Below are 15917 nucleotides of genomic sequence, written 5' to 3'. Positions count from 1 at the left end.
TTAGCAATTCAAGTAGTATTGGATAGGTTCTATCCTATCTCTACATATAAGTTTCCCTATATGCTGACTATTTTAGCTACTAACTCATGACTAAAGTCACGAGTGTGCGTAGCTATTTTTTAATCAATTTTTCCTTCAACTTCTTTTATCGATTTATTAACTGCATCTTTTCTGGATTCAGACTCTTGCTTTACTTTTTCTAATTCCACTTTATTTTTATTTAAATTAATCCCACTTTCTTTTAGCTCTTTTAACTCCTTATCTAATAGAACCAACTCTTCTTCTAGTTTTATCGCTTGTTGTAATCTTATTCTCTCTTCACTCAATTTAGGAACTTCTTCATTCTTAATTTTACTTATTTTTTCATATCTATTTTTTATAACTTCAAGTTCCTGATTTAATATCACTAATTTCTTTTCTAAACTACTTACTGTAAAACTATCTTCATTTATCTTTTTTTCTAGATTTTGAACTGAACCTATGTATGGGTCTACTTTTCTTGCATTGCCATCATTTTCTACAAGAGCAATCTTTTCTTTTATCTCACTACTTTTTAAATTAAGTTCATTTTTTCTAAGTTCATTTTTCTCTAATTTTAATTGTTCTTCATATACTGCTTTACTCTCTTCATAAGATTTCTGAGCTAAATCTAAAGCATTATTCTTCTCTTTTTCTAATTTTTTTAACTCTATTAACTCTTGATTTATGTTATTGTATACTTCTTCTGTAATTCCATCATATTGACTTAATTTTGATTTCAAATCTTTTAAATTTTGTAAATGTAGATTTTTTCTCTTTTTTACTTTTTCTCCAAGGCTTCTTCCATATTTCTCAAGATTGAAAATTCTTTCTAGCATGTCTCTTCTGTCTGCACGTGACAACCTTAGAAACTCATTAAATTTATCTTGTGGTAAAACTACTGACCTAGTAAAATCATTTGCTGTTAATCCTACAACCTGAGCTACTTTTTCATTTACTTCCACAACCTTATCAGCCAAAACATTTTTAGTATTGTCATTCAATACTTCTATTAATCTAGCATTGGAAGTCTTTGTTCCTGTTTTACTTCTAGCAATAGTTCTGTCTACAATGTATCTTCTTCTGGTGTTTTTGCTTCCTATTTCAAATTCATATGATATAATTGCCTTATCACACACACTATTTATATATTCTTTTGTATTTCTGGATATATTTCCATACATAGCAATCGTTATGGCATCTAAAATTGTAGATTTTCCACTTCCAGTAGTTCCAAATATCCCAAATAAACCTCTTTCAATTAGTTTTTCAAAGTCTATGACTTGTTTATCAATATAGCTATTAAGCCCTGTAAGTTCTAATCTAATTGGTCTCATCTTCTGATTCACCTTCTTCACTTATTATATCTAGAAATAAATCCATAAGCTCACCTTTTGGCTCTACACCTTTACTAAAAGAATAAAATTCTTTAAATAACTCTGCCATAGACTTTTCTTTTATATCTACACCTTCTTGTTCATAACAAGATGTTATTATTGGCTTTATTTCTATTATATCTTTTAATAGTTCCTTCATTTTTTTAATTTCATTCTGTGATATTATCTCATCAGTATTTATTTCAAAGTATGACCAAATATCTCTATCTTGATTTTGCTCACATATAACTAAGGCCTCTTCTATTCCATTACATTTAAATACTTCTATAGGTTTATAATTATTAAAATATACTTCCTCTATTATCGGTTTTTCACCAGCTTTTATATCCACTATGTATGCACCCTTAGTATATGCTCTTTCATCCTTACTATATTGAAGTGGAGAACCAGAATAGTATGCATTTAAACGTTCAGAAGCTTTTTGTTGTTTATGTAAATGACCCAATGCAGTGTATTGAGCCTTTTCTGGTAAGTCTTTTCTCTCAACCAAAAAGCTACCTCCAAGTTGTATAGGTCTTTCTGATTCAGTACTCTCTCCACCTATTACAAATATATGTGATACTGCTATATTTATAGTATCACTTCTAAAATTTTCTTCTAGACTTCTAAATATATCTCCTACTTTTTCAGAATAATTTTTTTGTTTTTCTAAATCATCTTCACTTGAAAAAACCTCATTTAACCTTTTTTCACTTGGATAAGGCAATGTAGCAACTACAACACTTTCTCCATTTATATTCAGTGTTGTGCATCCTTGTGTTGCATCTGTTATTTCAAACCCTTTATACTTAGCTTCTATCGTAGCACTTAATGGATAACCAAATATAAGTATCCCTTGTTCATGTGCTAGAGGTGTTATTGCAGAAAGTCTCTCTGGATTATCATGATTTCCTGAAATTATTAATACACATCTCTGACCATTATTGGCAAGTCTTGATACAGTCTGATAAAACAATTTTTCTGCTTGTGCTGGAGGATTAGAAGTATCATATATATCTCCAGCAATTATAATCATATCTATTTCATTTGATTCTACTATTTTTATAAATTCCTCACAAAACTTTGCCTGTTCTTCAATTCTAGAATGGCCCTCTAGGGATTTCCCTAGATGCCAATCTGATGTATGAATAAATCTCATCTTTTTCTCTCCCTCTATCTTTATGTTTAATTTATATAAAAACTAATAACAAACAGCTTCATCAACACCAAATAAATATATACATTTTTCTTTTACTGACTTACCAGTTAAAGTTTCAATAACATCTGCATATAAATCTAACTGTTTTTTATATTTCTCTATTATTTGATTTATATTTTCTTCATTTACAAAGTCAGTTTTATAGTCTACTAAAACTATTTGATTATCTTCTTCAAAATAAGCGTCAACTATACCTCTTAACATGACACTTTCTTTATCATAAAGTTTTTTATCATCATTTTTTATAAGTTTTTCATAAATATATATATCTTTCATATTCACTTGTGCATAAATTGATTTTTCTCTATTTATAAGTTCAGCATTCAACATTCTTTTTCCTATGTCAGAAGCAAAAAATTTATATATTTTATATGGATTTACTATACTAGCTTGCTTTTCTGTTATTATATCTTTTGAAACAAGACCTTTTATTTGCGATTTTATATCATTTACACTACTTACTTTTTTTAAATCTAAAACTTCCATAACTAAATGGACTATTGTACCTCTTTCTGCTCCATTTATTTTTTCTCTTTCTTCATCATTTTGGATAAATAGAGGTTTTTTCAAGGTTACCTTTTGTTCAAATATAGTATTTATCAACTCTTCTTCATAATTATTTTGTATCTTTTTTATCTCTGTAACAGATATACTAGCAGGTTTTCTTGTACTAAATTCATATGGGTACACATAGTTTAATTTTTCTTCTATTTCATTATAATAATCGCTGTCAGGAGTATTTACGTCTATTTTTTCAAGAATTTCTTCAATACTTTCATTTTCTTCACTTATTTTCTTTTCTACTAAAATATCATTCTTATTCCATAATTTTCCATACCATTTTGAATTATGTTCAACACTAAATACTGGGTCTAATCCTACATCTCCCAATAAATTAGACAAGTCCTTGTGTTTTAATATACAAGGCATTATCCAATCTAGAAAATTTTTACCTTTTAATATCTCATATTGCGATATTGCATCTATACTTTCAATCCCATTTAGCCATCTTTTTATACTATCTTGTATATTTCTAGTAGAACCGGTTATAATCAATTTTTCTTTTGCTCTTGTAAATGCTACGTATAAAACTCTCATCTCTTCTGACAAATTTTCTATATTTATTTTACTTTTTAATGCTTCCTTAGCTATACTTGGAAAAGAAATCCTTCTCTCGTAATCTACAAATTGAGGTCCATATCCTAAATTATGATGGTATAAAATACTCTTTTTAAAATCTTGAGTATTGAAATTTTTCCCCATTGCAGAACATATAACTACTGGAAATTCTAGTCCTTTGCTTTTATGAATACTCATTATTCTAACAACATTTGCATTTTCACCAAGTGTTTTTGCACTTCCCATATCAGAACTAGATTTTTTTAATTTCTCTATAAAATTTACAAAGTTGAATAGCCCTTTAAAACTAGTCTCTTCAAACTGTTTTGCTCTCTCAAACAACACTTTTAAATTAGCTTGTCTTTGACTTCCACCTGGTAATGCCCCAACATAAGCATAATATCCAGTTCTGGTATATAAATACCATATAAATTCATCTGTACTCATGTACATTGATTTTTCTTTAAATTCCTTTAGTTTAATTAAAAAATCTTTACTTTTGTTTATACATTCTTCACTTGGTATAAATTCAGAATTATTTCCATTTTGAGAATCTGTAAACTCATCATACTCTGATGTACTTTGCAAAACTTCATAAAAAGTTTTATCTTTGCTCTGAATTCTAATATCAATCAAATCCTCTGGTGTAAAGCCAAATATAGGCGATTTTAATACAGATATAAGAGGTATATCTTGCATTGGATTATCTATTATTTGAAGTAATGACAACATTGTTTTTATTTCAATTGTATCAAAATATCCCACTCCAACATCAGCATAAGTTGGTATATCCATATTCATCAATTCATCTGCAAACACAGGAGCCCATGTAGATGTAGCTCTTAAAAGAATCACTATATCTCTAAATTCCACAGGTCTATATCCATCAATTCCCTTATCATAGACCTTTTGAATTTTTCCATCTTCATTAACTTTCATTAAATCTTTGATAATCTTTCCAACCATTCTAGCCTCAAGTTGTATATTATCTAATTTTTCTTCTTCTTCTAATTCATTTTCTTCGTTATTAGCACTATCATCTTTATTATTTATAATATCCTCATCAAGTTTATTATCTTTTTGTATAAGGTGTATCTCTGTTGCTCCACCAACAATAGACTTCTCATCTGTATCAAATTTAAAATCTGCACCCAAATTGAGTCTTTCTTTTTCTGTATATTCAATTTCTCCTATATTCTCATTCATTATATTTTCAAATATATAATTTACAGCATCTACAACTTCTTCTCTACTTCTAAAGTTTTTATAAAGCATTATTTTTCTATGGTGACTTCCCTTTTTATCATTATAGTTATTATATTTTTGTAAAAATAATTCTGGCTTTGCTTGTCTAAATCTATATATACTCTGCTTTACATCACCAACCATAAATCTATTTGGAATTTCTGTATTAGCTACAGCTTTAAGTAGGACTTCCTGTACTAGATTACTATCTTGATATTCATCTATAAATATCTCATAAAATTTATTTCTATATCCCACTGCTATATCAGAAGGTATAATATTACCCTTTTCATCTAGATTTGTGAGTATATTTAAGGCAAAATGCTCTATATCATTAAAATCTATTATTCCTTTTTCTCTTTTCTTATTGCTGTATTCCTCTTCAAATCTCAGTACAATATTAGATATTGGTTTAACTATATTATAAAGATATTTTATTTCTTCCTTGATAGAGTCATTATCTTTGTTGAATGTAGCATTTACTATGTTTTCTAAAGATTTCTTAGTCTTATCTCTCATAGTTTTTGCCTTTTCTTTTAATTCTTTTATATATGAAGGAGCATCTTTGGGAATTCTTTTTACCCCTTTTACATAATTTTCAAAAGACATACTTGCCATCTTTTTATATGCCTCATTCCAAGACTGATTGCACGCTTGTGAAATATCGACTATTTTTTTATACTCAATAGATAACTTTTCTGCAAAAGTTTCTAATTCTTCTATTGATTCAACCTCTTTTAATGCCTTTTCCATGTTTAGACAAAGACCATTAATTTCTATTTTTACAGTATCTAGTATAGCTCTAGCCCAAATAGACTGTGAAAAATCAAAATTTTCGTCAATATTAAATCTTTCTGCTGAATCAATCAACCATTTTTTAGGTTCAGGAGAAGCCATTGCAAATGAATATATTCCCAATATAATTTCTTGTACTTCTTTATCTCCTCCTCTTTCAGCATAGCTTTCAACTAAATTTAAAAAGCCATCTTCTCTTTCTTCATATAAAATTTCAAATACTTCCTCTATTGCTTCTTGTTTCAAAATAACACATTCAGTTTGGTCCCCTATTCTGAAATTAGGGTCTAAGTTTATTCTATGAAAATTTGATTTTATAACATCTAAACAGAATGAATGTATTGTTGTAATACTAGATTTATTTAATAGAACAAGTTGATTTTGTAAATGTTTATTTTCTGGATTTTCATCTAAGGCTTTTCCTATAGCATCCCCTATTCTCTCTCTCATCTCTGATGCAGCAGCATTAGTAAATGTAACAACTAATAGCTTATCTATATCAATTGGATTTTCTCTACTTGTTATCATTTGAATTATACGCTCAACTAGCACTGCTGTTTTTCCTGACCCAGCAGCAGCTGCAACCAATAAATTACAGTCTCTACTTTCTATGACTTCTAGTTGCTCTTTTGTCCATTTAGGAGAACTCATTAATTAACATCTCCTTTCATCATTTTTATTATCTCTTCGTTGCTCTTATTATTTAAATTTTTATATTTATTATCCTTCATAGTTGAATCAAATTGGCATATAGCTGAGTAATCACAAAAGTCACATGATGTTCCATCTTTATGTTTATATGGAGCTATACGTATTTCTCCACTTAACATTTCTTCACATAAATCCTTTATAGCATGCTTTACATATTTTCTAAGTAATTTAAAATCCTCATAGGTTACTGCTGAAGTGCTTTTACCCACATTTCCATCCTTAGTAAGACCTACTGGTATTACTAAAGAGTTTTTTCTTTCTCCATCTATTAATGATTTATCCATCTCTTTTATTATGTGAGAGTCTTTTACTACAAGCCCTTTCATTCTAAGCTCTTTTAATATTGCTTCTTGTATTTCTGCATCATCTTTATCTTCATTAAATTTTGCTATTGGATTATTTATTCTACAATATAATATTGCAGCTGGATTTATATTTATATTTTCACCTTTTACACTTTCAAGGATTGCATCTAAATACACAAGCAATTGTAATTGTAGACCATAATATATTTCTGTTAAACTTATGGACTTATTGCCTGATTTATAATCGACTATTCTTATATATTTATTTTCTCCCTCTTCAAATTCATCAACTCTATCTATTTGTCCAACTAAATTTACTTCTTGTCCATTTTCTAATACTATTTTTATAGGAGGATATTTTCCGTTATTGCCAAATTTAACTTCATAATCTATTGGTTCAAATGAACCTTGTTTTATTTGCTGACTAATTATATTTATAGCAGTTGTCAACATATTCTTTAATCTATATGCAAGGTATTTATATCTTTCAGAACTATTTAATATATATCCTGGTATCTTTAAAATTATTTCATCAACTATTATACCTATCTTTAATTCTATATATTTTTCATCAATATATCTCCAAGATAAATTGTCTTGTGAAAGCTCTTTTGAAAACCTATCTAAAATATTGTGAATGAAAGTTCCTAAATCTGGTGGTGTAAATGAATACTCTTTACGTTTTCGAGCTTTTAGACCATATTGTATAAAATAAGCAAATGGACATTCAGCATATTTTTCAAGCCTAGATATACTAAGAGAATTACTTTTATACAATGACCTTATTTTCTTCTCTTCAATCTTATGAACTTGATTAGTATAACTAAGACCTTTTATAACTTTTTTTGTTATGGAACTATACATTTCATCCTTTAGATAATATCTATATATATCTAGCCAAATACTGTTAACATCTTCTTTACTATAGCTATTACTGTCATAATTTTTTATTACATTTATAAGCTCATTAAATGTAGGTGATTTAACAGTTATATTTTCAAGTATGTCTTCATCAGTTTTTTTATATTCTTCTACTAGATAACTTTTATTTTTTACATTTGGAAATATCTTTTTAAGTCTTGATATAATTATCGATGGTCTAAGTGTCTTACCCTCATGGTCAGATATTGGATACGTTATAATTAAATTCTTAGATGTCGAAGTAAGGGCTTTATATACTAAAAACTGTTCTTCAAAACTTCTAGTTTTACTATCAATATCAACTTCGATTCCTTTGCTTCCAAGACTTTCTCTATCATTATCACTCAATATTCCACTATCCTTTGTAATCAGAGGAAATACACCATCAGTAGTTCCAATTAGGTATAAATATTTGGTATCTGGATTTTTCATTCTATCCACACTACTTACAAGTACCTGGTCTATACTAGGAGGAACTACCCCTAATTCATATTCATCAAAACCTAAAGTTATTAGTTTTATAAATTTTTCTAAAGAAATTATTTCATCACCCATAAGTTCCACCATTTGGTCTAAGATATCCACTACTATGTCCCAAACTTGTGAGTATTGATTTGCAACATCAAGTTCTCCTTTATCCTTAAAGTTTAATATTAAACTTTCTATAGTTTCTGGCATATTTATATCTAATAAAAATTCATATATATATTTACATATTTCTTTTACTCTATTTTTTCCTTTTAATTTGTCTTGTAAGGTATTTATTGGCTCTAGTACTCTATTTTTTATTTTATTTATTCTATCTTTTAATTCCAGTTCAAATTCACTTTCTTCACTGGAAATACTTTGTGTTATTTTATAATCCCATTTTTCATCAAACCACTTCTTACCTTTAATCCCATTAGCCAGCACATAATTTTCTAGTAAGCTTATATCATCATTATTAATTCCTATAAGTCCGCTTTTTAAATACCTAAACATAGTTTCATATCCATATCGCCTATTCTTCATTTCTAAAGCTGAAATAATTAAGATAACTATTGGGTTACTTTTTGCTTCTCTCTTCTTATCTATAAAGTTTGGTATATTATATTCATTAAATATAGAATGCACTAAAAAATCATATCTATTTAAATCTCTTGTAGCAATGGTTATATCTCTATATCTGACATTTTTATCTCTAACCAAATGTACAATTTCTCTGGCTATTTCTTCTACCTCTGAATATAAATTATTAAACTCTTTTATTTTTATATTTTCAGTTGGATTTGAATATATTTTATATGGATAAGCATTATAAAACCTTTCTAAGTGTTGTAGCTCTTTAATTCCTTCAAACCTTTTTATAACACCTGTATTTAAATTTACTTGTGGTAGTATTTTTATTCCTTCTTCGTTGCACAATTGAGTTAATTTTGAATAGGTAAATTTCGTTCTAGAAAATACATCAGCTTTGCTATACCCAGTATAATTAACATCATCTACAGTCAAAGAAATATTAACATTTTTAGACTTATTTAATATACTCTTTATGACATTGTACTGATTTGGTGTAAAACCTGTAAATTCATCTATATAAACACAAGCTCCATCTAAATAACTGCTTAATTCGATTCTATTTGCCAATGAAATTAACATATCTTGAGCATCCACGTAATTTTCATGTAACTTATCTTCAAAAGAATTATATATTTTACTTATATCTTTTAATTTTAGACTTAAAGTTTCATCATCTAATTCCCCAGATATATTTTCTAACATCTCAGGGCTTATATTATACTGTTTCATTTCTGATATCATATCTGTAATTGAACTTACAAAACCAGATTGTGACTTTGATTTTGAAAACACATTTAATTCTTCACTTACATCTTCAATCGCTCTATATACCATCATTGCTTTTCCACTAGAATTTATATTTACATCTGTTAATCCTCCTGCTTGAGAAAAAACTATATTACTAAGCGTTTTAAAACTAAGCACCCTAACTCTCAAATACTTATCTTTTTCTTTTCCTAAAAATAGTCTACTTACCCTATTTTCAGCCTCAAATGTGTACTGCTCTGGAACTAAAAGTATAATTGATGTCGTTTCATTTTTTTGAGCTTCTTTTTTAATTTCATCTAGTATATAGGTGGATTTTCCACTTCCACTTCTACCTAATACAAACCTAAGTCCCATAAATTTCCGCCTCCAAAATACTATAATCTATTTCTTTACCATTACATAACTTATTAAATTCACAATATTTACAATGCTTTTTATTTCTATAGTACATACGTTCTTCTTTATTATATACCTTTTCTATATTATTGTATAGATTGTCTTCGTATGTATGTTCTTCATAATTAGTATTCTTTATCATACTTATATAATTTTGAATTTTATTTTTATTTGCTTCATGTTTTTCATCATCATATGAAATGTTGATTGGTGAATCATCAAATTCAGGTTGATAATACCTCATCTTTATATCTTTAACATTTATGTCTATTTTTAAAACTTTCGGTATTACTTCTTTGGCTAAAAACATATAAACAATTGTTTGTATTCTACTTTCTACATTTTTATAGTCAATCTTTTTGGACTCAGTTTTCCAATCCCATATCTCTATATCGTCTTTTCCAATTATAACTAAATCATACTTTGCCTGTATTGTATCCCCATTTAAAGTCATCCTTACTTCATATTCTGGCAGATAAGTTTTATCTTCTTCAATAGGAACAACTTTTTTTATATTTTCAATCCACTTTAAAAATTTTTTACCATTTTTATCGTCCTCATTAAAATAGATTCCAAGAGGTATATTACTAAAATATCTTTCACAAATTAAATGAAAATCTCTTCCTGTTTTTAAACTCTCATAATACTCCCTACTGCCAATATCATCATTTTTCCAATTTATCCCATCAATATACTTATATTTAAATTTTAATGGACATGATTTATATGTGTTAATTGAATTTTGACTATAAGAAAAATATTTTAATTTGTCATTCATTCATATCACTTCTCTCTTAACTTTATTTTTTCATAACTATTTACTATATATATTGTTCTAGCCTCTTTTTAGCAATACATTAAGCAATATATTAATAAACTCATTACATATTAATTTGACCTCTTTTCAATAATATGTCGATTAAGTCTACTTAAATATATACATGGTTTTTGCTCTTTTCTCTTGTTACCTATATCACATTCATCTCTATAAGCACTTCCTGAAAGTACCAACATCTCCTTTGCTCTAGTGATTCCTACATATAAAAGTCTAATCTTTTCATTTATAGAGTCAATCTTAGTTTTATGAGCATAATTAGTTGAAATACTTCCTTTTAATATAGCTTCTATTTCTGATTTAATAATTGCCATAGGATTTTTGTATTTTTCTTTTAAATACCATTTATCACTCTGAAATTTTTGATTGATATTGTCAGGAAAATTATATTCAATAAGACCTAGTAAAAACACACAATCCCATTCCATACCTTTTGATTTATGATAATTACATAGTGTTATACTACCAGGCTCTGGTTCATATCCATTTATCTCATATACTACATCTATTATGTGATTGAACACCTTATTTTTTACATCAAACAATAAATTATATACATCTTCTAAATCCATATATATATTTTCTGATACTAGATACTTTATATAAAAAGATATATAATCAAGTACAGCTTTATCTTCTTTTTCTAAATTAAGTTTTTTTCCAATAAACAAAACTAAGAGGTCTAACCTTATTATTGGATAATCTAATATATCTTTTATAATATCTACTCCTCTTTTGAAACTTAAATATATCTCACTTTCTTCATTAATTGCTATTAAATCATTATATAATTTACTAAACTCAAAGTTGTATATAATTTCTTCTGTCGAATAGTTTTTTAATGCTTCTAAAAAGTTTTTTTCTTCTGCTTCATTGTCAGTATTTATAAAAACCTTATCAAGTGCATTTATTAATTTTTCTACATCATCACAATTTAGCATAAACTCAATAATAGATGCTATGTTGTTTATAACTTTTCTCTTACTCAAAGAATTTGGTCCTAATTCTTCAAAAGCTAGATTATACTCCCTAAGTTCTTTAGCAACTTGTGTAACTTGTTCATTAAATGGAACCAATACACCTATACTTTTATCTGGATACTTATTTTTTATACCTTTAACGTATTTAGCAGTTTGCTCTATTTCATTTTTCCAGCTCTCATACCACTTTACATTTATATTGTAATGTTCTGGATTAGGATTTTCTTTATACCCCATTCCATTTGGAACAGTCTTTATTTGCATATTCTCAAGAGCATGTCTACATTCTTCCTGTCTAAATTCCTTTGTAACATATTCTACAAGAGTATTTGCTAAATCAAGTATATCTTTTGAACTTCTATTTGACATATCCATCCTATAACAAAAATCGGCATTATTTATAAACGCTTTAAAAAACTTAGGGTCTGATGATGAGAATGTACCTGTTATACTCTGATTTATATCGCCGACTCTAACTAAATTTTTATTTTCACTAGATATAATTTTTATTATATTTCCTTGGATTTCATTTGAATCCTGACATTCATCTTCAAAGATGTATTTGTATCTAGTTTGAAACTTCTTTCTAAGTCCTTCATCTAAGCTTAAAGTCTTTTCTGCTAAAATTAATATATCATCATAGTCTAGTAATCCATTTTGCTTCAACTTTCTATCATATAATTTATATATTGGGAGAATAATTTTAAGCATTCCTTTGTGTCCTCTTGACAATATTTCTTCAAGCTTATCTGGAGAAATTCCCTTATACTTAAGTTCACTTATTGCATTTCCTGCAAATTCAAAAAAACCTCTTTCCCAAGCCTCAAGAGTTATTTCTTTCCAACGCTCATCTTTTTGCTCCTTTAAGAACCATCTAAAAGCTCTTTCTCCACCTTCAAATCTAAATCTATTTATACATTCATTTAATATGATGTTTTTTTGTAAATCATCAGCTATGTTAAAATCTTCACTTAGCATTACAACTTCTGGTTTTTCCTTTATTATTTTTACAGCTAAACTGTGTATAGTCATTACTTCATATGAACTAGTATCATCTATTTCATTCTCTTTTAAAATCTTCCTTATTCTACCTTTAAAATTATTTACAGCACTATTCATATATGTAAGAATTAATATTTTACCACCCTTATGTTTCTGTTCAAGTAATAATTTGGCAACTAAATTTGTTATTATAAATGTTTTTCCAGCACCTGGTACTGCTGGTACTGCCATAGTACCATTATCATAATTTATTATTGGCATCTGGTCTTCCCTATAATTTATATTAATCATAATTTTTATCTCCTTTATGTGAGATTTTTAAAAGTATACTATATAACATACTTTCTTGGATATAGCCATTAATCGCATACTCACTCTTATAAGCATAAATTTTCTTTGCATTTAATAACAAATTATATACAGTGTTGTATAGATAATATCTCTTATAATATTCTTCCATTTCATTTGTATAAACCTTTTTTTCCTCAAAAGATTTTCTAAGTACGATTAAGTTGCTTATATCTTTTTCTATTTTCATATTCCAAGCATTACTTCCTATATCCACCCATATTTGTATGCTCCTATCTATATTTGATGATATATACGAATAAGGAGTAGTTATTACTATTTTGTCTTTGGATTTAAATTCTTCTATGTCAACAACAGAGTAATAATCGTTTATTGTAGTCTTTAAAGCTTCTATAAATATCTTTTCTTTTTTCATACCAAGTATACCTATACTTTCGCTAAAAGACTCACTTTCAGCTATTATCTTTTTACATAACCCAACATTCTTTTTACCTTCTTTTAAACTTAACATTTTATCTATATAAAACTGAATTAAAAATTCATGTATTTTTATGTCACTTTTCTTCTTTTCCTCAATATATTGTAAAATATCACGATATTGACTATATCCATCTATATGATTAATATCTAAATGTCTTGTTTCATTAAAAATCTTAAATGCCTTTATCCTATTTATTTCTAAAAGAGTTTCTATAAAACTTAAATACTCTTCATCTTTTATAAAATCTAAATATCCATAAAATATACATGTAGCCACTACTAAGGCATTTCCATATGGATAATCTACAGCTTTTTTATCTTTCTTAGTATTAAAAACATCTATATTTTTTTCTATCAAAGAATCTTTAATTTGATACTCCAATATAGTATTGTTTATAGGAGATATAATTGCTATATCCCTTGGAGATATACCTTCTTCTATAAGAGAAATAATTTTTTTACTTATTAAATCTAACATTTCATTGTACAATTGGCTTGATTGATTTAATTCTATAGTTGCAGGTAATAAATATAAATCTTCTATTTCAATGTTCTTCTTTTTAATATGTTCTTCTTTAGATTTAATTTTTGATATTATCCTATCATTTATATAATTCATATCCACATTATTAAATGCAGAATAGTCCTTGCTATAATCAATATATATATAACTTTTCAATACATTGTTTAATACTTCTGTTATAAAATCAACTTCTGCATTACTTGAACTTTCTAGGCTATCCACTATTATATATCTCACTTCTTTAAATAGTTTTTTTATATAGAAATCATCATTAAGTAGATACTGATTGTATAGATATACACTTAGTGCATTATCCAAAAGTGAATTTGATAGTAATGAATTTATATAATATGATATAATTTCATCCATCTGAGTGTATGAAAATCTATATATACTATCTTTATTTTTCTTTGATGAATATATTTTTTCTCCAATAAAATCAAAATCAATTAAATTAAATGCAGACTTATTTATATTATTCATTATGCTGTTAGCTATTGATTTATTTGTTCCTGTAATATCTTCAAAATACCCTTCTTGTATTCTTTTTTCCTTAACTTTTTGCACTATTAAATATTCACTTAAGCTATTTGATATAAATATTGGAGATACAACTTTCTTACTTATTTCATCACACTTTTCTATTATTAATGGCCAATATTTCAATAATTCTTTTTTAACAAACCCTATATATGTTGTTATTTTCAATTCTTCACTATAATCTAATCTTAAAGACCTTTCATACATTATCTTTGTGTTATTGTTTGGTACTAATAAAAGAATACTTCTTGAATTATTCTCTGTTTTGTCTAACAATTCTCTATATTTATCTAAAGGTTCATTTCCATATTCTTTTAAACTGCTTTTTTCAAATAAATAATCCACATAATCACCTTCCTCAATTAAATTAAGTGTATATTATCTAATTATATCATATTGTGTATTTTACAAAATACAATCAAATTATTTCATTTAACTACAAAAAAAGACTCTATATACAGTCTTGCATTTATATATGCAAATGTATATACAGTCTTGCTCTTGATACACTTATATTTCATTTTATGACTTTAATATAAATTTACAACTATAAATTTACATTACGCTTTTACATATCTTTATTTTTAGTTACTTTAATGATTCTTCTATTCCTTTAGCTATTTGTGTACCCATTTCTTTCACTTTTGCAGGTGAATTTATTAAACTCATATCTTTCTCATTATCCAAAAATGCACATTCTACAAGTACAGCTGGCACATTATTAGTTCTTAAAACGTATAAATAATCTTTTGTAGAGTCACTAAGAAGCACTCTTGTTTTTATTCCTCTATTTGTAAGTTTAAATTTCTCTAGAATTCTATTTAATATATTGGTAGCTACAGTCTTAGTAGTCCCTCCATTTTTATCTTTAAGTTTATAAAATACTTCTACACCATGACCTTGTTTATTCTTTGAGCCATTATAATGGATACTTGTAAATAAATCTGGTTTCAATGAATTAGATAGAGCAGTTCTAGCTCCAAGAGATAAAGTCTTATCTGTATCTCTAGTCATAATTACATTTATACCTTTTGAACGTAAATATTCAGTAGTTGCAAGTGAAGTATTTAAATTGTAATCTTTTTCAATCATTCCTCCAAATGAATTTCCAGGTGCTGAACCACCATGCCCTGGGTCAATCATAACTGTCTTAGCACCATTATTACTTCCTGGGTCTGGAGTTGTATTATGTTTAGATAATGATGATGCTATAGAACTCATTACCTTAGAAGTCAATCCTCCTCCTATTTTGTATACCTTATTAGCTGATTTAGCTTCTAAATTTTCTTTATGGTATGCAGACACATACGTTTTTG

At 27.1% G+C, this 15917-nt stretch carries 8 protein-coding genes; all 8 read right to left on the bottom strand.

Features of this window, described 5'->3' with window-relative positions:
• Positions 1-119: 119 nt before the first annotated feature.
• Positions 120-1355: an AAA family ATPase gene (locus tag KGF42_RS16855; protein WP_227826747.1), complete on the bottom strand. Its 1236-nt coding sequence runs from the start codon at positions 1353-1355 to the stop codon at positions 120-122.
• Positions 1342-2553 carry an exonuclease SbcCD subunit D gene (locus tag KGF42_RS16850; RefSeq protein WP_054273088.1) on the bottom strand — a complete coding sequence of 404 codons (1212 nt, stop codon included), beginning with the start codon at positions 2551-2553 and terminating at the stop codon, positions 1342-1344. Before KGF42_RS16850 ends, KGF42_RS16855 begins: the two co-directional genes overlap by 14 nt.
• 42 nt (positions 2554-2595) lie before the next feature.
• On the bottom strand, positions 2596-6423 hold the full coding sequence (gene addA, locus KGF42_RS16845) for a helicase-exonuclease AddAB subunit AddA (protein WP_227826746.1): 3828 nt from the start codon (positions 6421-6423) through the stop codon (positions 2596-2598).
• Positions 6423-9890: a helicase-exonuclease AddAB subunit AddB gene (addB, locus tag KGF42_RS16840; protein ID WP_227826745.1), complete on the bottom strand. Its 3468-nt coding sequence runs from the start codon at positions 9888-9890 to the stop codon at positions 6423-6425. Before addB ends, addA begins: the two co-directional genes overlap by 1 nt.
• On the bottom strand, positions 9880-10710 hold the full coding sequence (locus tag KGF42_RS16835) for a PD-(D/E)XK nuclease family protein (RefSeq protein WP_227826744.1): 831 nt from the start codon (positions 10708-10710) through the stop codon (positions 9880-9882). The genes addB and KGF42_RS16835 overlap by 11 nt, the downstream gene beginning before the upstream one ends.
• Before the next feature lie 110 nt (positions 10711-10820).
• Positions 10821-13040 (bottom strand): ATP-dependent helicase, encoded by a 2220-nt coding sequence (locus KGF42_RS16830; RefSeq protein WP_227826743.1) that lies wholly within the window; start codon positions 13038-13040, stop codon positions 10821-10823.
• Positions 13033-14946: a hypothetical protein gene (locus tag KGF42_RS16825; protein ID WP_227826742.1), complete on the bottom strand. Its 1914-nt coding sequence runs from the start codon at positions 14944-14946 to the stop codon at positions 13033-13035. The genes KGF42_RS16830 and KGF42_RS16825 overlap by 8 nt, the downstream gene beginning before the upstream one ends.
• Before the next feature lie 243 nt (positions 14947-15189).
• Positions 15190-15917 (bottom strand): N-acetylmuramoyl-L-alanine amidase (locus tag KGF42_RS16820; RefSeq protein WP_227826741.1); only part of this gene is annotated, 728 nt, incomplete at its 5' end.

Source organism: Clostridioides sp. ZZV15-6383, assembly GCF_020657735.1.
GTDB lineage: Bacteria > Bacillota > Clostridia > Peptostreptococcales > Peptostreptococcaceae > Clostridioides > Clostridioides difficile_D.
This window is presented reverse-complemented; position numbering and strand designations above follow the sequence as displayed.

Coding starts and splice junctions, on each gene's coding strand:
- KGF42_RS16855 (WP_227826747.1), bottom strand. CDS start 1,355: ATGAGACCAATTAGATTAGAACTTACAGGGCTTAATAGCTATATTGAT.
- KGF42_RS16850 (WP_054273088.1), bottom strand. CDS start 2,553: ATGAGATTTATTCATACATCAGATTGGCATCTAGGGAAATCCCTAGAG.
- addA (WP_227826746.1), bottom strand. CDS start 6,423: ATGAGTTCTCCTAAATGGACAAAAGAGCAACTAGAAGTCATAGAAAGT.
- addB (WP_227826745.1), bottom strand. CDS start 9,890: ATGGGACTTAGGTTTGTATTAGGTAGAAGTGGAAGTGGAAAATCCACC.
- KGF42_RS16835 (WP_227826744.1), bottom strand. CDS start 10,710: ATGAATGACAAATTAAAATATTTTTCTTATAGTCAAAATTCAATTAAC.
- KGF42_RS16830 (WP_227826743.1), bottom strand. CDS start 13,040: ATGATTAATATAAATTATAGGGAAGACCAGATGCCAATAATAAATTAT.